This is a genomic window from Bacillus sp. XT-4 (assembly GCF_050864245.1).
GTDB classification, from domain to species: Bacteria; Bacillota; Bacilli; order Bacillales; family Bacillaceae; genus Bacillus; species Bacillus altitudinis.
Genome location: NZ_JBPAFI010000002.1, coordinates 341,228 through 362,510 on the forward strand (window position 1 = coordinate 341,228; position 21,283 = coordinate 362,510).

A 21,283-nucleotide genomic window follows, 5' to 3' on the forward strand; every position below is an offset into this window, starting at 1 on the left:
GACACATCACAGTGGATGTGTCTTGGATTGTTGACAAAGGGCTAAAATGCTCTTTATTTTAGCCCTTTGTCTTCTTTTCAGCGTGATAGAAAGCCCTTGAAGTCTAGGAAGAACGAGTACTGGAGCGGAGCGAATTTGACATTCGTGAGCACCAGCACGCAGGACTGACAAAGAATGCAAGGGTTTGTCTACACGCTGAGACACATCGCAGTGGATGTGTCTCACTCATTATTCAGGCTTTAAGACAATCAACAGATCTCCAGTTTGAATCCCTTCTCCATTCGTGACATGAATTTCATCCACGACTGCTGAGAACGGTGCTTGTACCGTCGTTTCCATTTTCATCGCTTCATTGATCATCAAATGCTCACCTTGAGAAATTTTCTGTCCTTTTTCAACAAGCACTTTGATCACAGTGCCTGGCATCGATGCCGCAATGTGATTTGGATTTGAGCGATCTGCCTTCATTTTTTCTTGAACGGAGGATTTGATGCTTTCATCCTTAATGACCACTTCACGCGGTTGTCCATTCAGCTCAAAGTAAAGCACTCTTGTAGCGTCCGGATTCGGTTCTCCAATTGACACGAGTTTGACAATGAGGGTTTTCCCTTTTTCAATTTCTACCTCAATTTCTTCACCAAGTCTCATGCCGTAGAAGAAGGTTGGTGTGTCAAGAACAGAGATGTCTCCATAGCTTTCTGCTGTTTGAACAAATTCAGAAAAGACTTTCGGGTATAAAGCATATGCAATGGCATCTTGTTCTGTTAACGTCAAGTCATGCGATTCTTTGAACTGCTTTTTGATTTCTTCAAAGTCCACTGGTTTCAGTTTCTCACCTGGTCTGACAGTAAGCGGCTCCTCCCCTTTTAAAATCAGCTTTTGTAATTTTTCTGGGAATCCGCCATGAGGCTGTCCTAAATAGCCTTTAAACAATTCAACAACCGAATCTGGGAAATCCAGTGTTGCTCCTTTTTCATAAACATCCTCTTCTGTCAGATCGTTTTGCACCATATAAAGTGCCATATCTCCGACCACTTTAGAAGACGGTGTCACTTTCACAATGTCACCAAACATGTCATTTACACGTCTGTACATTTCTTTTACTTCATTCCAGCGGTCGCCAAGGCCGACCCCTTTCGCCTGCTGTTGCAGGTTACTATACTGGCCACCAGGCATTTCATGCTCATAAATTTCTGTATGCGGTGAATTCATTCCGCTTTCAAACTCATGGTAATATTTTCTGACGGAATTCCAATATTGAGAAAGACGTTCAACCGCTTGAACATTCATTTCGGGCTTTCTTTCATGTCCGTCTAAAGCATAATATAATGAGCTCGCACTTGGTTGTGATGTGAGCCCCGCCATAGAGCTGACAGCAACATCAACAATATCAACACCTGCATCAATCGCTCTTGCATAGGTGAAGAGTCCATTTCCACTCGTATCGTGTGTATGAAGATGGATTGGAATCGTGAGCTCGTCTTTTAGAGCAGATACAAGTTCATAAGCCGCCTGCGGTTTTAATAATCCCGCCATATCTTTAATGCCTAAAATATGAGCGCCTGCGGATTCAAGCTCCTTCGCAAGAGAGACATAGTATTTCAAATCATATTTCGGACGTGATGGATCAAGAATATCACCTGTATAACAAATCGCTGCCTCTGCCACTTTGCCTGATTCACGAACAGAATCAATGGCAAGCGTCATGCCTTTGACCCAGTTTAGGCTGTCAAAAATACGGAAGACGTCAATGCCTGCCTCTGCCGATTCCTTTACAAATGCTTTAATCACATTATCCGCATAGTTTGTATATCCGACAGCGTTTGATGATCTTAATAGCATTTGGAACAAAGTGTTTGGCACTTCTTGACGAAGCTCTTTCAATCTTTCCCAAGGATCTTCTTTCAAGAAACGATATGCCACATCAAATGTAGCGCCGCCCCACATTTCCATACTGAATAACTCTGGCCATAAACCTGCTGTTGGCTGCGCAACTTTCTTTAAGTCGTGTGTTCTAAAGCGTGTTGCAAGCAGGGATTGATGTGCGTCTCTAAAAGTTGTATCCGTTAAAAGTACACTGCTTTGCTCTTTCACCCAATTGGCGAGCCCCTCAGGTCCATGCTTGTCTAACAATTGTTTTGTTCCAGAAGGAATCGTTTCATGGACAGCAAGTTTCGGCACATTTGGTTGATCAAAATGAGGCTTCTTATTTTCCGAAATACCAGGGAACCCATTAATGGTAACGTTACCAATATAAGTAAGCATTTTCGTTCCGCGGTCTTTTTGCTTAGGGAAGTTAAATAGCTCTGGTGTTGAATCAATAAACGATGTATCATATTCCCCTCTTAGAAACTTCTCGTGCTTTGCAACGTTTTCAAGAAACGGGATATTTGTTTTAATGCCACGAATCCTGAATTCTTGTAAATTTCGGACCATTTTAGCCGCAGCTTGATCGAATGTAAGTGCCCAAGTAGACAGCTTGACCAACAGTGAATCGTAATAAGGTGTAATCACCGCACCTTGGAAGCTGTTTCCTGTATCAAGACGTACTCCAAAACCACCGCCTGAACGGTAAGCCATGATTTTTCCTGTATCTGGCATGAAGTCATTCAAAGGATCTTCTGTTGTGACCCTTGATTGAATGGCGAATCCATGTGTAAAGATATCTTCTTGTTTTGGTATCCCGACTTCTTTGCTGTGGAGGTCATGTCCTTTTGCGACAAGAATTTGGGTTTGGACGATATCGACACCTGTGATCATTTCTGTGATCGTGTGTTCCACTTGGACCCTAGGATTGACTTCAATAAAATAAAACTCACCATTTGCCACTAGGAATTCTACAGTCCCTGCATTGATATACGATACATTCTGGGCCAGCTGAACAGCCGCTTCACAGATGTCTTCACGCAATTGATCTGAAAGGGACACACTTGGTGCAACCTCAATGACTTTTTGATGACGCCTTTGAACAGAGCAGTCACGCTCATATAAATGAATGATATTGCCGTGATTGTCTCCAATCACCTGCACTTCAATATGTTTCGGATTTTCAATCAGCTTTTCAACGTATACTTCGTCATTTCCAAAAGCCGCTTTCGCCTCTGACTTTGCACGGTCATAGGCTTCGTTCAGCTCCTCTTTTGATCTGACAATCCGCATACCTCGGCCGCCGCCTCCAAGTGAAGCTTTAATAATAAACGGGTAACCGTATTCTTCACCGAATTTTTCGACTTCTTCGACCGAATCAACTGGCCCGTCACTTCCTGGAATGACTGGAATTCCAGCTTTTTTCGCTTCATCTCTCGCTTTTACTTTATCTCCAAACATATCTAAATGTTGAGAAGTTGGGCCGATGAATTGGATGCCTTCCTCTTCGCATCGTCTTGCAAAATGAATGTTTTCAGATAAAAATCCGTATCCTGGATGAATCGCATCCACGTCATTTCGTTTTGCAATTTCGATGATCCCCTCGATATCAAGGTAGGCATCAATCGGCTTTTTCCCTTCTCCAACTAGATATGCTTCATCGGCTTTATAGCGATGATAAGAGCCCGAGTCTTCTTTGGAGTAAATGGCCACTGTACGTAAGTTGAGCTCCGTACAGGCCCTAAAGACTCTGATAGCGATTTCCCCTCTGTTTGCAACTAGAACCTTTTGAATTGTTCTCTGTGACATTCTCACTCCTCCATATCCCTTAAAATTTTATATGTACTCTATAATAAAGGAAGAAATGAAAACTGTACACTTTTGTTTTCTAAAGATTCAAAGTTTTCTGCAATCCATTTTTTTGAATCGATGGTTTGCTGATTGATTTTTTCTTTTTATAACGCTCTTTATATTCAGTGAACATGCTGATATTCAGCAATATTCCCATACATCCACTCAGTAAAATGATAGACGATCCCCCGTAGCTGATAAACGGAAGTGTGACCCCAGTGATCGGAATGAGACCTGAAACACCACCCAAATTAATACACGTTTGGATGGCAATCATTGAAGAAATTCCTATTGCAAGCAAACTTCCAAACGGATCTTCACACTTTCTCGCAATGTAAAAACCTTTCACGACAATAAAGCCAAGGAGAGCAAGGACAAAAAATACACCGAAAAAACCAAGCTCTTCCGAGATAATTGCCATGATAAAATCTGTATGCGGTTCTGGAAGGTATCCATACTTTTGTACACTCTCTCCAAGACCAAGCCCAAAAAAGCCGCCTGACCCAATCGCATAATATGAATTAATCAATTGATGCCCAGAAGCGCCTGCGTCTTTAAATGGATCTTGGAAACTCTCAAAACGTCCAAGACGATTCTGCGTGAAAATTTTATCCCAAAAAAGAATAATAAACGGTGTCACAACAACCATCACCGCACTAAATAAAGCGAGCAGCTTGGCCAGCGTTTTGCCGCTAAACCCTGAGCATAAAATCATCGCAAGGGCAATCATACCAATGATAAAAGCTGTCCCATAGTCTGGCTGCAAAATAATAAATCCACATAGGATGGAGACAACCACAATTGGAGGTGTCACCCCTCTTAAAATATGGTCAATATAATGCTGCTTCTTTGCATAGACAGCAGCAAGATAAATGATGACAACGATCTTCACGAATTCCGCTGGCTGAAGACTAAAAGGTCCAAATTTGATCCAGCTTCTAGCATTCCCTGCAATGTGACCGCCAAAGTACACATAAATGAGAGAAAACACAGATAACAAAAGCATCACAATTTGGAATCTTTTATTTAAGAGCAGCTGATACGGAATGAGGGCTGTAAAAATCAAGATGACCGCCCCGACAATCATAAATAAAAGCTGTTTCTTGAAAAAATTATCTGGCGCAGCATCATATCTGATCACAGATGTAATCATACTTGAGCTATACACCATCACCAAGCCGAATGCGCTAATTAATATAATGGCGAACAATAATGAGTAGTCATACGATTTTAGCATTCTCTTTAACATATAATCCTCTTCCTAACGTCTATTTCTACTGCTTGACATTCTCTTCTCTTAGCTGTTCTTATTCTACTACATTTTCTCCGTTTGATCCCGTTTTACCTCTTTATATTGTTCGTCTTTCATGAGACAATCAAGTCCGTTTGGCATCAAATAAAAAGGCGGACAAAAAAACTCAAACTTATGTTGTGGAAGTTTGAGTTTTCAATCATTATTTTTTTGTGAACGCATCATGAAGTGCGGATAATTCTCTCTCAAGTTTATCGAGTAGTTTTTTGCCTTCATGTTGATCAACTAATCCAAGCCGGACAGCGAAATCAATTTCTCTCGATAATCCGAACATTTGAGTATCTAAAACCTCTTCATAAAGAGGACATTGCGGCATCGTTAAGTTGTCCATTTGCACTTGGATCAATTTTAAAATTTTATCTGCATCCAATTTTAATAAAGCCAGTGCTTTTTGCCGATGATCGACTAAAATTTCTGACGCCAAAAGTATCCCTCCGTTCCCCAGGCGAGTACCTAATTCTTCTATTTATCATAAAGCGAAACGCCCAAAATTGCAAGCAGATTTGTACAGTTCGCTCTGTAAAAATAAAAAGAAGCCATTCGTCATTAAAAGATACTCATCTCATATTTTTCACTCATGAGCTCAAGCAGCTTAATACCCGCAATACTATTCCCTTTTTCATCCAAAGCAGGTCCGAATATACCTATCCCAAAGTCGTATGGCGCCGCCCCCATAATTCCGCCTGAAACACCACTTTTAGCAGGGATTCCGATATTGATCGCAAATTCCCCGCTCGCATTGTACATACCGCATGTGACCATAAATGTTTTACAAATTCTAGCAACATCTTTCGAAAGAATTTGCTTTCCTGTCTCTGGATGCCTGCCATCTAATGAAAAAACACACGCGATCTTCGCCAAATCCAGGCTATTCATCATGACGGCGCACTGCTTCGTATAGACATCCATCACCTCTTCTACATTCCCTTTAATGATATGATATTGCTTCATATAATAGCACATTGCGCGGTTAATCATTGATGTTTCAAATTCGGATGCAGCGGTTTCTTTGCAATATGTAATGGTGGTGTCATTGGCAAGCTCTCTAATAAAACCAAGCAGCCGGTTCAGCTGATCTTGCGGCGTTGCCCCTCTTATTAAACTTGTAACGGCAAGCGCTCCTGCATTAATCATTGGGTTAAGCGGCTTATTGGGGCTTGCTGTCTCTAGTTTAATCATCGAATTAAACGGGTCGCCAGTCGGTTCTTGTCCAACATATTGAAACACTTTTTTCGGTCCTTCTTCCGAGAGCACGAGCGCCAGTGCTAATACTTTTGAAATACTTTGCAGGGTGAATCGTTTATCAACATCTCCCGCTGAGTGGCACGTATTACTCACATGGTATACAGCGACAGATAAATCCGATTGATCCGCTTTACCGAGTGCCGGAATATAGGATGCTACCTTTCCATTTTTGGCCACCTTTTTTGCCTCTTCTACAAATCGCTGAAGCTCTTCATTGTCACGACATGCCATGCCCAAAATCCTCCCTATTTTTCGTCTAATCGTAGTGTGTACAAGGAGGTGCATGTTTATGAAAGTGACAAAGCGGGCGAAAACTTCTATAATTTATGTTGGAAAGGGGTTGTCTTGAACATGAGCATTATTCAAATCAAGGGGAACGTACAATACAAGATCACCATTGATCCGAGTGTATGGATTTTTGATGACCGTAAATTTTTAATGGATTCATTTTTTGAGAAAAGTGCAGCAAACGAAGAGCAGCAGCTAGATCAGGAACTCGATCAAGAGCGGGTCATAAGAGAAGGTCAAACACTTCCACCCACATTAAAAACAGAGAAAAAGTACGAAAAAGAAAGACTCGTCACAGGCAGCTTCGGGATGAAACTTGGCGACATGATAAAAAATGCAGAACCGCTTGAACAAGCGGAGACGTGTGAATTTGTCACAGAAACAGAAACAATTGCTGTTCCGCTCTCTAAGGCGATGGATAGCATTGCCCATTTCAGCCAAAATGGAAAGCCTATAACAGAAGAAGGACCAATCCACGTTTATTTCGAGGATCAGTCCAACATCACTCAGCCGATTAAAGGCGTCAAAGAGTTAATCATTACATAAGATGACGGGTCTGGACTATAATAAATCAGCTGCAAGCTGAGCAAGTCCAGACCTTTCTCCTTTGACAAGCTTGACATGTCCAGATATTTGCTGCCCTTTGAAACGCTCAATGACATATGTGAGCCCATTATTTAAGCTGTCTAAATAAGGGTGATCAATCTGCTCTGGGTCTCCCATCAGCACAATTTTACTTCCCTCACCAACCCGCGTTAATAATGTTTTTACTTCGTGTTTTGTTAAGTTTTGCGCCTCATCGATAATGATAAATTGATCAGGGATACTTCTCCCGCGAATATACGTTAAAGCTTCCACTTGAATTGAACCGATGCCCGCTAGTATCGCATCGAGTTCACCAGGTTTTTTTGTGTTAAATAAAAATTCTAGGTTGTCATAGATCGGCTGCATCCACGGTCTGAGCTTCTCTTCTTTTTCGCCTGGCAAATACCCTAAGTCCTTACCGACAGGAACAATAGAGCGCGCCACGATGAGCTTTTTAAACATGCCGAGGTCCTCTGTCTGCATTAATCCAGCAGCAAGTGCAAGCAGTGTCTTGCCTGTTCCCGCTTTTCCGATAAGTGTCACAAGCGGAATATCGCGGCGTAAAAGTAACTCAAGCGCCATCGTTTGCTGGACATTTTTTGGGCGAATTCCCCAAATATGTTCTTGGTCATAAATAAGCCGTTTCACATGCTCTGCTTTTTGATCAAGCATCCCCAAAGCAGATCCACCTTCATTTCCCTTCATAATAACAAATTGATGAGGGTTTAATGGCGTTTGGGTGACGTCTTTTATTGGTAACTGATTTTGCTTATAAAATGTATTCAGCTGCTCAGTCGGAATATAGATCTCGTGATAGCCGTTATCAATGTCTTCATTTTGTAGCACTCGATCGCTTAAGAAATCCTCTGCTTGCAGACCAATGGCATCCGCCTTTACTCGCACTAGGACATCTTTGCTGACCAAAATGACAGGCCGGCCATCCGGTTTTGTTTCTTCCTCTAAGCTCAAATTCTTCGCAACAGCCAAAATCCGGTTATCGTTTGTTTTTTCGATGAAAATTTCTTGAAGTTCATGGAAAGAGCGATGATTCAGCTCAATACGCAGCGTTCCTTTTGACTCCAGCGTAATTTTTTCATGCAGTTTCCCTTTCGATCTCAACCCGTCGATTAAACGTGAGACACGTCGTGCATTTTGCCCAACCTCGTCCATATATCTTTTTTTCGAGTCTACTTCTTCTAACACTACGGCCGGAATCACGACCTCGTTGTCTTCAAATGAAAAGATTGAATTCGGATCCTGTAATAACACATTTGTGTCTAATACATAAATTTTACTCAGGTCCTTCGCCTCCTGATCGGGGTTTCATTCATCCTTGTCTTTCCAAAAACGATTGTTAAAATATATGTTTTCATGAATAAAGTTAGAAGGTTAATTCAACAATAAAATAAATCATGCAGTTTGTGAAGGAGGGAATACACATGCGACTATTTTTGACGTTATTCATGGTTCAAACCATTCTTTTATTAGGCGCTTGCCAGCATCAAGAGAAGCCTTTGGCACAAGAACATCAAGACGGAAACAAGCATTTAGTAAGAGTATCAGACTCATCCAAGAAAAACACTGATAAAGCCCGCCCATCAACAGATGTGGCAAAACACCTAGTGAATGTGACTGAGCATGTAGCAGATGTAAATGACGCAACAGCGATCGTCATCGGCAAGTATGCTGTCGTCGGCATTGATGTAAAAGATGATTTAGATAGAAGCAAAGTTGAAACCATTAAATATTCAGTCGCCAAAGCACTGAAAAATGACCCAGAAGGTGCGAATGCTGTTGTCGTCGCTGATCCAGATACAGTGAGCCGTTTAAAGGAAATGGGCAAAGAAATACAAGCTGGCAGGCCAGTAAGCGGAATTATGGACGAATTAGCAGCTATTGTGGGCCGTGTTATGCCAGAAATGCCTCGAAATGAAATCGACCGTAACGAAGCAGATCCAACGAATGATCCGAATCATCAGCTCAAACAACAAGATCAAAAGCAATTAGAAAAAAATCAAAACGATCAATCAAACCATCATATGAATCAGAAGAAATAATGAGAACGGCTTATATCTCTTGTGATATAAGCCTTAGATTGTTGACAAAGGGCTAAAATGAACTTTATTTTGGCTCTTTGTCTTCTTTTCAGCGTGATAGAAAACCTTTGCAGTCCAGGAAGGACGAGCATCGGCGCGGAGCGAATTTGACATTCGTGAGCACCGAAGTGCAGGACTGACACCGAATGCGAGGGTTTGCCTACACGCTGCGGCTTATATCTCTTGTGATATAAGCCTTTTTTATGCTGATTTTAAGTGGCTCAAAAAACATGCTATAATGAAGGCATGACCAAAGTGAGGTGAAAATGATGAGAGTGAAGTGCTCATTATGTGAAAAGCTTGAAACCATTAATGATGATACACTTGTTGCTAAACGGTTAAGAAATCGACCGATTCATACATATATGTGCGATGACTGCCAAGAAAGAATTAAAGTAAAGACAGAGGCACGCATCAAAACTGGCAGATTCTCTCTTTATCAAGATCCTGCGACGAAAGAGAAAAAGAAGAAAAAAGGAAAAAAAGAACAGAAGACATAAAAAAGACCTGACACAAGTTCAGGTCTTTTTTACGTACTTACTGTTCCTTCTTTTTTCGCACGATGCAGTCGTATTTTATAAATAATCAAAATGACAGCTGCCACAACCAGGCCTTCTGCGACTGGCAAGAAGATACCTAGAAATGTGAGAAACGTGCAACCAAAAATCAAAAACAAATAAATGACAAGTGCTTTTAAAATCGGTAAACGTCTAGCAAAGCCGAGTTTAAAAACAATAATCGCTAAAACAAGGATGGTGCCATATAGGAGCCACATCCCTGTTTGCGGATTTTCATCGACACGAAACAGCATCGCGAAAAAGGATAGATTCTCACTTACTTCCTGATCATTCAAAAAGATTCCCTCCCCTTATCTTTCAGGGTTCTATCTTTTTAATTCTTCATGGAATTAAGATAATCCTGCTAGCTTTTTCTTCTTCGCAGCTTTCTCACGTTCGTTTTTATCTAAAATTTTCTTTCTTAAACGGATCGATTCCGGTGTAACCTCACAGTATTCGTCTTCATTTAAGTACTCAAGAGATTCCTCAAGTGACATAATACGTGGCTTTTTCATACTAACCGTTTGATCTTTTGTCGCTGAACGTACGTTTGTTTGTTGTTTCATACGGCTTACGTTGACAACAAGATCGTTTTCACGGTTATGCTCACCAACAATCATTCCTTGGTATACTTCAACACCCGGCTCAACGAAAATCACACCGCGCTCTTCAACGCCTTGGATTCCGTAAGCAGTTGCTTTACCTGTTTCCATTGAAACAAGTACACCTTGACGGCGTCCGCCAACTTGACCAGACTGCATCGGCTGGTAGCTGTCAAACGTATGGTTCAAAATACCAAAACCACGAGTTAATGAAAGAAATTCAGTTGTATATCCGATTAAACCACGTGATGGAACTGTAAAGATCAGGCGAACTTGACCGTTACCATTATTGATCATGTCAATCATTTCACCTTTTCTTGCACCCATTGATTCCATAACAGAGCCAGTATGCTCTTCAGGTACATCAATTTGAACACGCTCTACAGGCTCACATCGAACACCATCTACTTCTTTTACAATAACTTCTGGCTTCGATACTTGCAGTTCAAATCCTTCACGTCTCATATTCTCAATCAGAATTGATAAGTGAAGCTCACCGCGTCCTGATACGACCCAAGCATCAGGTGAATCCGTTGGATCTACACGAAGACTTACGTCTGTTTGAAGCTGCTGTTCTAAACGCTCTTCAATTTTACGTGATGTCACGTACTTTCCTTCACGGCCTGCAAACGGGCTGTTATTGACAACAAATGTCATTTGAAGTGTCGGTTCATCAATACGAAGGATCGGCAAAGCCTCTTGGTGTTCTACCGGGCAGACTGTTTCTCCTACGTTGATGTCTTCCATACCAGATACTGCGACAAGATCTCCAGCTTTCGCTTCATTGATTTCCACTCGTTTTAACCCTTGGAAACCAAAAATCTTCGTCACGCGGAATTGTTTTACACTGCCATCCACTTTCATTAGAGCAACTTGCTGTCCTACTTGCATCGTTCCTCTAAATACACGGCCAATTCCAATTCTTCCAACATAATCATTGTAATCAAGTAGCGCCACTTGGAATTGAAGCGGCTCTTCATGGTTGTCGACTGGGCATGGGATATGGTTGACAATCGCTTCAAACAACGATTCCATATTTTCATCTTGCTTACTAGCATCGTTACTTGCTGTACCATTGATTGCTGATGCATATACAACTGGGAATTCAAGCTGTTCTTCTGTTGCATCCAATTCAATGAACAAGTCAATGACTTCATCGACTACTTCAGCTGGACGAGCAAAGTCACGGTCAATTTTATTGACAACAACAATTGGTGTTAAGTTTTGCTCAAGTGCTTTTTTTAGCACGAATCGTGTTTGAGGCATACAACCTTCATATGCATCCACAACGAGAAGTACACCATCTACCATTTTCATGATACGCTCAACTTCACCACCGAAATCGGCGTGTCCTGGTGTATCTAAAATATTAATGCGTGTATCTTTATAATGGATCGCAGTATTTTTAGCTAAGATCGTAATACCGCGCTCTCGCTCTAAATCATTGGAATCCATGGCTCTCTCAGCGATATTTTCATTCGCACGGAAAGTACCAGCTTGATGGAGCAATTGGTCAACAAGCGTCGTTTTACCATGGTCAACGTGGGCAATAATTGCGATGTTGCGAAGGTCTTTTCGAAGTTTCACATTTTCATCTCCTAAAATAATTAGATAACTTTCATATTATATCACAATCCCCTTTAAATGCCGATCGTTTTTCTGTAAACTTATATTAACTCTAAAAAAAGGGATGGAGACAAATGAAACAAATCAAATGGCTTCTATTATTATGTGCATTACTTGCCGTCGTCAGTATGGCGTTTATTGGAGTGTCTGTTGCAGAAAAAAGCATACTGGGAACATGCTTAAGTATTGTGTTCGCCATGATTTTCATGGGTACAGGATTTACATTAAAACGAAAATTAAACGTGCAATCATAAAATTTATGAAAAGCCTTTTACATTTTACATGTAGAAGGCTTTTATTTTGGGAAAAACAAGACCAACCACCTATGTAATCCTAGTGATTCAACTAAAAATTTCATATAGTGTTGGCAAATCTAAGCAATCTGAACTCTTCCATTTTTCGACAAGAACTTTTATAGTTCTCCAAAATCAAACACAAAGTTACATTTTTCCTATTCTTCCACAAAGTTTCTCATGGTATGCTGTTCTTGCAACAAAATTTAACAGAAAAGGGAGAGAAAAGAAGCATGAAGAAGTTTTTGAGCAAATCGCTCAGCTCTGTTGTATTTTTCGCTTTAGCTATCATTTTTACTTTCACAACAGTAGCTCCTGGGCAAGCAAGTGCTGCAACTTTCAAAGGGATTCCTTTTGAGCAGCAACAAATTATTAAAGATTTATTGGAGAAAAACGAGCGTGTTATCAGCATTCTCATCAATTCATTTGTTGAGGAAGACAACAGCTACACATTTGATGTGAAAAAAGCTGTTGAGCTCGGTTTGACTGAAGAAGAAGCGGCGACTGCTGAGAAATTCTTAGATCGTGCAGCTGTTCTTACAATCGTTTTCAGTGAAAGCATCACTAAAAACGAAAAAGGAAAATTAGTTTTTGATGCAGAAAAAGCTGTTGAACTTGGTCTTACTAAAGAAGAAGCAACTAAATTCGAAAAGCTTTTCAAATCAGTGATCAAAATTGCTGATCTTGCTGGTGATGCACTTGTTCTAGACAAAAAAGGAAACGTTGTAATTGATTCTAAAATCGCTAAAGGTCTTGGATTCAGCTCTACTGAATTACTTGTTGTCAACCAATTGCTTAAGAAAATTCCTCAAGAGCAATTAAAAACGTTCTATGATGCAGTTCAAATTGCTAAAGAAAAATTGAACTAAGCTCAAAAAACCCCCATCCGGTTCATCCAGATGGGGGTTCTTTCTTATATCCAATAGATCAAAAGCATGATGAGATAGACGATACTAAAAACGATACTTGCCCGTAATAACAGTTTTCCATAGTAGCGCCTTTCAAACTTTCTTTTTTCTTCTTTTTCATCTATGAACGGTATAAAATCTGTTGACTTTGCAATAGAGACTGGTTCTTTCATTTCTTCATATAGATAACGGCATTTTTTGTATGAACGTAAATGCTCATCCACTAATTGATTTGTTTCTTCACTCGTGTCCCCTTCTATATAAAGTGGTAATAGTTCTTCAATCAAATAACAGCTCATTTGTTGAACTCCTCACAATGTAGCTTTCGTTTCAGCTCTAATCTTGCTCGATGAAGGGTTGTCTTTACTTTAGATAAGGTCCAATTCAAAATTTCCGCTACTTCTTCATACGATAATTCCTGAATATCTCTTAAAATGAGGACTTCTCGGTAAGAATCCTTCAATTGATTGATCTGGCTCCACAGCCTTTGAATATCAGCTTGAGTTTCTAAATGGTCTTCAGGTGTCATGAATATCTGCTGCTCTAAAAAATCAGCTTTTTCTACATCCGTAAAAGTTCGTTTTACTTTTCGGCGATAGTCGTTGAATATAATGTAGTGTCCGCTGGTACAAACTTTGAAGCGAATGCTTTCGCACTTGCTTCAGATAAAGGGCGATATTCTTCTGAGAAAGTATCTGTCAGTTCCGTTTTAGTAAATTGAAACATGATATGTGGGAGATTTAGGATCGGGTTCAGCATCAGCATAAAAAAGACGACAATTCCCCAAGCACCCCACTGTCTCAACTTTACCTTGTTTTGTATTAACGCACATAACAAATGTAATGTCATAAAGCTTCCTGCGGCCGCCACTAAAATCACAATGGATTTAAATGAAGATTGCAGCTCATGCTTCGAGATAGAAGGATAAAAAATATACAGCAGCGCAGCGAAAATCAGTCCATAGAAAAACAGCAATTCTTTCCACTGCCTATGCCAAAACAAGCGAAAGAATAGGTGAAGTACCAAAGCGGCAAAGCCAATCATAAGCAAAATGATGATTAAATCTCTCCATACCAGCTCCGTATCACCGCTAAGAAAGAACTTTTTGCTTTCAACTAACACAATAAACACCGTTTGACATAAAGGCAGAAGTAACACAGATAAATCAAACGCAAAAAACATGCCCCTATTTTTTAAATAAGGAAGAGAAATCACATAGAAAAGTGATGCAAGCAAGACATATCCATAGATGAGAAATTGCATGAAATCTGTCAGCACTTCAAATGTTTCGATCGTATACTGTCTAGCTAGCACTTGGTGGATCATCTCAAGTGTCATACTCCCTAGCAGAACTACTCTTAATACGATTCCAGCATAAAATACATAACTACTCTTCTTTTCTTTCCATATGGGAAGTGTAATGAAAAGGACAAATAGTCCAAGCACACACCATTGAATCATGTGGATACTGTACTCATTTAAAATAAAAAACCTTTCAAAATGGAGGGATAAATCACTAAACAAATCAAACATCGCTACACAATCCTTTACTTCAAATTAAGGCCTCGTTCGTATAGACATTTGACTTGTCAAAAAGTTTCATCAAATACAAAAAATCACTTCATTCTCATGAAGTGATGTTGTTTATTTTTTATTTCCGCTTCCCTTTATGTAATCATGCAAGATTTTTTCACAGACGGATCGATTTCCAGCAACAATGCTATTTTTCTCTAGAAACGTCAAGCGTTCTCCGTGAATATTCGAGTAAACAGCGCCTACCTCATCAAGTAACACACATCCAGCAGCATAATCCCAAGGCGCTAGCCTTAACGTGACATATGCGTCGCTTCTTCCGCTTGCAATATAAGCTAGTTCAAGTGCAGCTGACCCAATCGTTCGTGTTCCTCTCACATCGCGTACGAGACGGGCAAACGGCTTAGCGTCAAAATGAGGGCTTTCAATCGCCCATGTTGGGTTAATGCCGACAATGGCTTTTTCAATGGCGACATCTTTTAAAGGCGGGAGTAAGATATCGTTCATATATGCCCCTTCTCCTTTGACTGCATGATAGAGCTCGTCATGGATGACGTCATAAATAAGACCGATTTTCCCCACACCATGTTCAAATATCCCAATTGAAATGGCAAAATTTCGTTTTTGATGGACAAAGTTCATGGTGCCATCAATTGGATCAATGATCCATACTATTCCGTCAAGAGAGGTCACTTCTTCCCCTTGGCCCTCTTCTCCTAAAATATGATGATCTGAAAATGTCGACTGTATCTTTTCAATGAAGAAACGTTCTGTTTCTTTATCGATATTTGTGACAAGATCATTTGGATTTGATTTTGTTTCAATTGATAGACCTTCCTGCATGGATGCTTTAATGCGGCTACCCGCTTCTTTTACCCAAAGCTTTGCAAGTCGGTCAATTTCCACCCAGTTTGTCATCGGACTGTAAACCTCTTTTCTATGTAGTACCTATTTGTATTAGCATACTGATATTATGTACGTAAAAGCAAGAAAAAAGCAGCTTCATACAAAAACGAACCGATGAATTGGTTCGTTTTTACCTCACCTTGTTTTACCCTTGAAGCTGCTCCCATTCTTTTCTTAGGCGCTCAAGCTTTCGTTTGCTGCGTTCTACTTGGATATCATCTTTTTGCTCGATGGCTTCATGAAGCGTAGAAAGCTCATAATCAACCTCTAATCTCCACACAGCGATGCGATTCTTCTTCTCTTGTCTATACCCATGCTTCACGATTTGCTTCATTGGTCAACGCCCCTTCCAGAGAATGATTCATTCCTTGTCAGTTTTCATTGATAAAAAATACAATCGATAAGAGAAATGGTTCTTGCTTATATCGTATGAAGCGATCGCATAACCGCAACGACATTCTGAAAATTGTGTTTTTACCTATTTGTTATGTACCACAAAATCGAAGTTTTTAAACGCCGAACCAAGATCCCTGCTATCTTTCTCTTTAAAGTGCATCTTTTTTTGAGCTTGACCCAAGCTATGATAAAATATGATCAGCGAAAAGATACAGGAGGCATAACATGAGTGAAATGCGTTTTAGAGATGAAGATTTTGAAACATTCACAGTAGACGGTTTAGATGAACGTATGACCGTATTAAAAGAGAGAGTCCGTCCAAAGCTTGAAGCACTTGGTGAACATTTTGCACCGCTTCTTTCTTCTATTACAGGAGACGAAATGTTTGTTCACGTGGCAAAACATGCAAGAAGATCAGTCAACCCGCCAAATGACACTTGGGTGGCTTTCGCTAACAGTAAGCGTGGGTATAAAAAGCTCCCTCATTTTCAAATTGGGCTTTGGAAAACTCATGTATTTGTATGGTTTGCGCTCATTTATGAATCTCCAGTAAAAGGTGAATATGGGCAATTATTCGAAAAAGAGCTGGACACGATCCAAAAGAAAATACCGCAAGACTTTGTTTGGTCTAAGGATCATATGAAACCGGACGTCCTCCGCCACAGCGAACTTGATGCTGAACAGCTGAGAACACTATTTGAACGTGTTCAAACAGTCAAAAAGGCCGAACTTCTTTGCGGCATCCAGCTTCCTAGAGAAGAAGTTGTTCAAATGAATAATGAAGAATTCTTATCAAAAATTGAAGATGCCTTCCGCACAGTAACTTATCTATACCGCTTTACACAAAAAGGATCTGTATAAAAAAACGAGCCTATATTGGCTCGTTTTTTACATCCGTATCATAGCTGTTTCTTCAGCCTCTCTTGCGCTTTTTACTGTGCGATAAGGGGAATACCCACTTCCCTTTTCAAACGCCGCACAATGCGTCTTTTCTTCTGCTTTTGATGGTACAACTTCTTTAAATCGTTTATAAGCCTCTAGTAACGCTTGTTTCGCAATTCCTGTTTCATAGGCTTTTTCAACGGCTTGAAAAAATGAAATGACCGCCATCTTTTCTTCAGTTGTCCAGTCGACGTCCATTGGATATTGATATTCCATTTACTTGTCCCTCACTTTAATCCACATTTCTTATTTGAACTTTTATTATAGCATCTGTTTGATCAGAATCCGATTGATTTTATGCTTTACATTCCGATCAGTTCATAATATAATTCTTTTGTTTTATGCAATGAAATCTGCTGTTATTGGGATAATAATAGCAGGTATTTCGATGAAGGTGGGAAAGCAATTGTCACAACATGATACACCCTTATACACTGGATTAAAAAAACACGCTTCAACCAATCCAGTCCAATTTCACATTCCAGGCCATAAAAAAGGAGCCGGAATGGACCCTGAATTTAGAGCATTCATTGGAGACAATGCATTAAGCATTGACCTTATTAATATAGAACCTCTTGATGATTTACATTCGCCTCGAGGAATGATCAAAGAAGCACAGGAGCTTGCAGCAGAAGCATTTGGTGCAGACCATACGTTTTTCTCTATACAAGGAACAAGCGGTGCGATCATGACAATGGTGATGACCGTCTGTGGCCCTGGAGACAAAATTATTGTTCCACGTAATGTCCATAAGTCGATTATGTCTGCTATTGTATTTTCTGGTGCAGTACCTGTTTTTATTCACCCGGAAATTGACAAAGAGCTTGGCATCTCTCATGGCATCACACCAGAGTCAGCTAAAAGAGCGCTGACTAAACATCCAGATGCGAAAGGGCTGCTTGTAATTAACCCAACGTATTTTGGCATTTCAGCTGATTTAAAAACCATTGTAGAGATTGCTCATTCATATGACGTACCTGTTCTTGTAGATGAGGCACATGGTGTGCATATTCATTTTCACGATGAGCTTCCATTGTCTGCGATGCAGGCGGGAGCTGATATGGCAGCAACAAGTGTGCATAAACTTGGTGGCTCTCTCACCCAAAGCTCGATTTTAAATATAAAAGAAGGGCTTGTTTCAAAGGATCGAGTACAATCTATTTTAAGCATGCTGACAACTACGTCTACTTCTTATTTGCTTTTAGCCTCCCTGGATGTCGCTAGAAAGCGATTAGCGACTGAAGGAAAGGCACTTGCAGATGAAGCCATTCGATTAGCTGAATCAGCAAGAACTCGTTTAAACGAAATTGAAGGTATTACTTGTATTGGTCAAGAAATTCTCGGTTCACCTTCTACTTACGATTATGACCCAACAAAATTAATCATCTCCATTAAAGACCTTGGACTGAATGGCCATGATGTGGAGAAATGGCTGAGAGAAAGCTACCGAATTGAAGTAGAGCTCTCTGACCTATACAACATTTTATGTATCGTGACGCCTGGCGATTGTGATGAGACGATTGATACGCTTGTAACGGCTATGAAGGAAATTGCGGCAACCTCTGCACGTCAAGGCGGCAAACAAGCCGTGACAGAAGTGTTACTGCCTGAAATCCCTTCGCTTGCGATGACACCGCGTGACGCTTTTTACGCAACAACGGAAGTCATTCCATTTAAAGAAGCGGCTGGCCGGATCATTGCAGAATTTGTCATGGTTTATCCGCCTGGTATTCCTATTTTTATACCAGGAGAAATCATCACAGAAGAAAATATCTCCTATATCTTTAAAAATATCGAAATCGGTCTTCCTGTTCAAGGACCAGAAGATTCCACACTAGATATGATTCGTGTCATTAAAGAACAAAAAGCCATTTTATAAAAAAGAAACATGCAGCCCAATTGGAGCTGCATGCTTTTTTATTTATTCAGAGGCTTCATCACAGCAATGACAGTGACCACATGTTCCATAAAGTGTTGTCACTTTTTCATTTTCAAATTGATCAATGGTTTCATTGCAATCTTGACAAATAATTGTACCCACGTACATTCCCCTTTTCTTTACTCAAAGTTTGAAAGCGTTTAATCTATTTCATACCTCTATAATATGATGTCACATTTAAGTTGTCAACGGTTAATTGTATGACACATTTAATTATTTTTTATAAATATATGCTTTTTTCTCATCATATTGAGGAAACGTTTCAAATGTATTTTGCTTCATATCAATTCTGTAACAATTGAGTAACAATCGAAAATTGTCAAAAAGGACGTGATACACTAGAGTGACTAACAGGGAACTGGCTCCTAAAAATGTTGGTACAACCCCAAAGGATTTTGAGGTGAATAGATTGAATTTTATGAGGACCCTTCTCATTATATTCCCTATGCTCTTTGTACTTAGTTCATGCTCATTTGCGTATATCATACCGAATCAGACAGACCAGGTCAGTCATATTCAAAAGCCGAGAATTCTCTTTTTTACTGATGCAGAAAATCTTGATAAAGAAAGTCCTTATTATGACGCAGTGCTCGATTTAAAAAATGAATATCCGAAGGAAATGTCCAAGATGATTGTCAAAGAAGATCGTAAAGGCTGGAAAAATGAAGTAGACGAACTGCCGGCTATTTTACTTGTCAATAATGAAAAAGTCATTGTGAAGGTGGAAGGTAATGTCCGAAGTAAAGAGGATATCTTATCACCCATATGCCAAGCATTAGATCGAGTGAATACAAATTAACGGTTCGACTTTGCACTTATATATCCATATGAAAAAAGCCCTCATCTCATGAGGGTTTTTCTTTTTCAGCGACGTTTCACATACATAAAAAACCCCTCTCCGTGTGGAGAGGGGTTCAACGTTCATTATTTTACGATATGGATTGGGCTTCCGATTGCTACTTCAGCCGTTTCCATTGTGATTTCACCTAAAGTTGGGTGAGCGTGAATTGTCATTGCGATATCTTCAGCCGTCACACCAGCTTCAATTGCAAGGCTAAGCTCTGAAATCATATCAGAAGCGCCAACACCTGCGATTTGTGCACCGATCACTAGACCATCCTCTTTACGAGTGATCATTTTCATGAAGCCATCAGTTGCATCAAGAGAAAGTGCACGTCCGTTTGCTGCGAATGGGAATTTCGCTGCAACGATGTCGATTCCTTCTTCTTTTGCTTCTGCTTCAGTGTATCCAACAGTTGCAAGTTCTGGCTCAGAGAATACAACAGCAGGAATACCAAGGTAATCAATTTCAGCTGGCTCTCCAGCGATTGCTTCAGCAGCAATTTTACCTTCGTAAGAAGCTTTGTGTGCAAGTGGTGGTCCATCAACGATGTCACCAATTGCATAGATGTTTGAAACGCTTGTACGGCATTGTTTGTCAGTTTTGACAACTCCGCGGTCTGTCAATTCAACACCAACTTGCTCAAGACCAAGCTCATCTGTGTTTGGACGACGACCAACAGTCACAAGTACGTAGTCAGCATCGACAGTTTTTTCTTCACCTTTTACTTCGAAAGTAACAGTGACACCGTCAGATTTTTCTTCAACGCCTTTTGCAAGAGCGTTTGTGTGAATTTCAACGTTTCCTTTTTTCTTCAGGTTACGTTTCACTAAAGAGCTCATTTGCTTTTCAAAACCTGGAAGGATTTCGTCTCCACCTTCAAGGATGACAACTTCTGTTCCAAAGTTCGCATAAGCAGTACCAAGCTCAGTACCGATGTATCCACCACCGATGACAACTAACTTTTTAGGTACTTCTTTAAGCGCTAAAGCACCAGTTGAGTTGATCACGCGGTCTGTGTATTTAAATGTAGGCAATTCGATTGGACGAGATCCAGTTGCAAGAATTGCATTTTTAAATGTATAAGTCTGCGCTGAATTTTCATCCATGACACGTACAGAGTTGCTGTCTACGAAATAAGCTTCACCTTTGACGATGTCTACTTTATTTCCTTTTAGAAGACCTTGAACTCCACCTGTTAATTTGTTTACAACAGAAGCTTTCCACTCTTGAACTTTTGTGAAATCAACTGTTACGTTTTCAGCTTTGATACCCATGTCTTCAGAATGCTTTGCATTCTCGAAACGATGTCCAGCATTGATCAATGCTTTTGAAGGGATACAGCCGACGTTTAGACATACGCCGCCAAGTGTTCCTTTTTCAACGATTGTTACTTTTTGTCCTAGCTGTGCAGCACGAATAGCAGCTACATATCCACCAGGACCTGCACCGATGACAAGAGTATCTGTTTCGATTGGGAAATCTCCTACTACCATG

Annotated in this window: 22 protein-coding genes and 1 pseudogene; 8 read left to right on the plus strand and 15 right to left on the minus strand. The window is 40.2% G+C overall.

Annotation, left to right across the window (positions count from 1 at the left end):
* Positions 1–228: 228 nt before the first annotated feature.
* From pyc to glsA, 4 genes are all read right to left on the minus strand, one after another.
* Positions 229–3,675 carry a pyruvate carboxylase gene (gene pyc, locus ACRRMM_RS06935; RefSeq protein ID WP_017367180.1) on the minus strand — a complete coding sequence of 1,149 codons (3,447 nt, stop codon included), beginning with the start codon at positions 3,673–3,675 and terminating at the stop codon, positions 229–231.
* A gap of 79 nt (positions 3,676–3,754) precedes the next feature.
* Complete coding sequence (gene ftsW, locus ACRRMM_RS06940; protein ID WP_008345051.1) at positions 3,755–4,966, minus strand: putative lipid II flippase FtsW; 1,212 nt, start codon at positions 4,964–4,966, stop codon at positions 3,755–3,757.
* Positions 4,967–5,171: 205 nt separating this feature from the next.
* Positions 5,172–5,453, minus strand: coding sequence for a YlaN family protein (locus tag ACRRMM_RS06945; protein WP_003212509.1), 282 nt, complete (start codon positions 5,451–5,453; stop codon positions 5,172–5,174).
* 122 nt (positions 5,454–5,575) lie between these two features.
* Positions 5,576–6,505, minus strand: coding sequence for a glutaminase A (gene glsA / locus ACRRMM_RS06950; protein WP_019743436.1), 930 nt, complete (start codon positions 6,503–6,505; stop codon positions 5,576–5,578).
* A gap of 120 nt (positions 6,506–6,625) precedes the next feature.
* On the opposite strand from glsA, the gene ACRRMM_RS06955 reads away from it, so the two are divergent.
* Complete coding sequence (locus ACRRMM_RS06955; RefSeq protein WP_008345056.1) at positions 6,626–7,108, plus strand: hypothetical protein; 483 nt, start codon at positions 6,626–6,628, stop codon at positions 7,106–7,108.
* Positions 7,109–7,123: 15 nt separating this feature from the next.
* Here ACRRMM_RS06955 and ACRRMM_RS06960 read toward each other — a convergent pair whose 3' ends face one another.
* Complete coding sequence (locus ACRRMM_RS06960) at positions 7,124–8,446, minus strand: PhoH family protein (protein WP_428828973.1); 1,323 nt, start codon at positions 8,444–8,446, stop codon at positions 7,124–7,126.
* A gap of 140 nt (positions 8,447–8,586) precedes the next feature.
* Between ACRRMM_RS06960 and ACRRMM_RS06965 the strand changes: the two genes are divergently transcribed.
* Together ACRRMM_RS06965 and ACRRMM_RS06970 are read left to right on the plus strand one after the other, a co-directional pair.
* Entirely contained in the window at positions 8,587–9,204 is a 618-nt protein-coding gene (locus tag ACRRMM_RS06965) for a YhcN/YlaJ family sporulation lipoprotein (protein ID WP_046343463.1), read from the plus strand.
* Positions 9,205–9,512: 308 nt separating this feature from the next.
* A complete protein-coding gene (locus ACRRMM_RS06970; RefSeq protein ID WP_008345063.1) occupies positions 9,513–9,743 on the plus strand; it encodes a YlaI family protein in 231 nt (76 codons plus the stop codon).
* Between the two features lie 29 nt (positions 9,744–9,772).
* Here ACRRMM_RS06970 and ACRRMM_RS06975 read toward each other — a convergent pair whose 3' ends face one another.
* Together ACRRMM_RS06975 and typA are read right to left on the minus strand one after the other, a co-directional pair.
* Positions 9,773–10,054 (minus strand): YlaH-like family protein, encoded by a 282-nt coding sequence (locus ACRRMM_RS06975; RefSeq protein WP_045034298.1) that lies wholly within the window; start codon positions 10,052–10,054, stop codon positions 9,773–9,775.
* Between the two features lie 96 nt (positions 10,055–10,150).
* On the minus strand, positions 10,151–11,989 hold the full coding sequence (gene typA, locus ACRRMM_RS06980) for a translational GTPase TypA (protein WP_008345068.1): 1,839 nt from the start codon (positions 11,987–11,989) through the stop codon (positions 10,151–10,153).
* Positions 11,990–12,102: 113 nt separating this feature from the next.
* Between typA and ACRRMM_RS06985 the strand changes: the two genes are divergently transcribed.
* Together ACRRMM_RS06985 and ACRRMM_RS06990 are read left to right on the plus strand one after the other, a co-directional pair.
* Positions 12,103–12,282: a DUF5325 family protein gene (locus ACRRMM_RS06985; RefSeq protein ID WP_008345070.1), complete on the plus strand. Its 180-nt coding sequence runs from the start codon at positions 12,103–12,105 to the stop codon at positions 12,280–12,282.
* A 272-nt stretch (positions 12,283–12,554) separates the two neighbouring features.
* On the plus strand, positions 12,555–13,190 hold the full coding sequence (locus tag ACRRMM_RS06990; RefSeq protein WP_047946848.1) for a hypothetical protein: 636 nt from the start codon (positions 12,555–12,557) through the stop codon (positions 13,188–13,190).
* A gap of 44 nt (positions 13,191–13,234) precedes the next feature.
* Here the strand turns inward: ACRRMM_RS06990 and ACRRMM_RS06995 are convergent, their stop codons facing one another.
* The 5 genes and pseudogenes from ACRRMM_RS06995 to ACRRMM_RS07015 form a co-directional block, all read right to left on the minus strand.
* The gene (locus tag ACRRMM_RS06995; protein ID WP_428828927.1) at positions 13,235–13,528 is read right to left on the minus strand and encodes an anti-sigma factor family protein; all 294 of its coding nucleotides are present in this window, start codon (positions 13,526–13,528) and stop codon (positions 13,235–13,237) included.
* Positions 13,525–13,836 (minus strand): annotated as a pseudogene (locus tag ACRRMM_RS07000) (sigma-70 family RNA polymerase sigma factor); the annotation flags it as partial. The pseudogene ACRRMM_RS07000 and the gene ACRRMM_RS06995, both read right to left, overlap by 4 nt.
* Positions 13,812–14,690, minus strand: a complete 879-nt coding sequence (locus ACRRMM_RS07005; protein ID WP_432450812.1) for a hypothetical protein — start codon at positions 14,688–14,690, stop codon at positions 13,812–13,814. The gene ACRRMM_RS07005 and the pseudogene ACRRMM_RS07000, both read right to left, overlap by 25 nt.
* A gap of 183 nt (positions 14,691–14,873) precedes the next feature.
* Positions 14,874–15,680: an inositol monophosphatase family protein gene (locus ACRRMM_RS07010; RefSeq protein WP_007499854.1), complete on the minus strand. Its 807-nt coding sequence runs from the start codon at positions 15,678–15,680 to the stop codon at positions 14,874–14,876.
* A 133-nt stretch (positions 15,681–15,813) separates the two neighbouring features.
* Complete coding sequence (locus ACRRMM_RS07015) at positions 15,814–16,002, minus strand: hypothetical protein (protein ID WP_008345085.1); 189 nt, start codon at positions 16,000–16,002, stop codon at positions 15,814–15,816.
* 287 nt (positions 16,003–16,289) lie between these two features.
* Between ACRRMM_RS07015 and ACRRMM_RS07020 the strand changes: the two genes are divergently transcribed.
* Positions 16,290–16,925 carry a DUF1054 domain-containing protein gene (locus ACRRMM_RS07020; RefSeq protein WP_428828925.1) on the plus strand — a complete coding sequence of 212 codons (636 nt, stop codon included), beginning with the start codon at positions 16,290–16,292 and terminating at the stop codon, positions 16,923–16,925.
* A 27-nt stretch (positions 16,926–16,952) separates the two neighbouring features.
* Here ACRRMM_RS07020 and ACRRMM_RS07025 read toward each other — a convergent pair whose 3' ends face one another.
* Positions 16,953–17,222, minus strand: coding sequence for a UPF0223 family protein (locus ACRRMM_RS07025; protein WP_008345089.1), 270 nt, complete (start codon positions 17,220–17,222; stop codon positions 16,953–16,955).
* A gap of 190 nt (positions 17,223–17,412) precedes the next feature.
* Between ACRRMM_RS07025 and ACRRMM_RS07030 the strand changes: the two genes are divergently transcribed.
* Positions 17,413–18,885: an aminotransferase class I/II-fold pyridoxal phosphate-dependent enzyme gene (locus ACRRMM_RS07030; protein ID WP_017359394.1), complete on the plus strand. Its 1,473-nt coding sequence runs from the start codon at positions 17,413–17,415 to the stop codon at positions 18,883–18,885.
* 42 nt (positions 18,886–18,927) lie between these two features.
* Here the strand turns inward: ACRRMM_RS07030 and ACRRMM_RS07035 are convergent, their stop codons facing one another.
* Entirely contained in the window at positions 18,928–19,047 is a 120-nt protein-coding gene (locus ACRRMM_RS07035) for a GapA-binding peptide SR1P (protein WP_003212464.1), read from the minus strand.
* A gap of 316 nt (positions 19,048–19,363) precedes the next feature.
* Between ACRRMM_RS07035 and ACRRMM_RS07040 the strand changes: the two genes are divergently transcribed.
* Positions 19,364–19,744 carry a hypothetical protein gene (locus ACRRMM_RS07040; protein ID WP_223255627.1) on the plus strand — a complete coding sequence of 127 codons (381 nt, stop codon included), beginning with the start codon at positions 19,364–19,366 and terminating at the stop codon, positions 19,742–19,744.
* Between the two features lie 125 nt (positions 19,745–19,869).
* Here the strand turns inward: ACRRMM_RS07040 and lpdA are convergent, their stop codons facing one another.
* Positions 19,870–21,282, minus strand: a complete 1,413-nt coding sequence (gene lpdA / locus ACRRMM_RS07045) for a dihydrolipoyl dehydrogenase (protein WP_003211097.1) — start codon at positions 21,280–21,282, stop codon at positions 19,870–19,872.
* Position 21,283 lies beyond the last annotated feature (1 nt).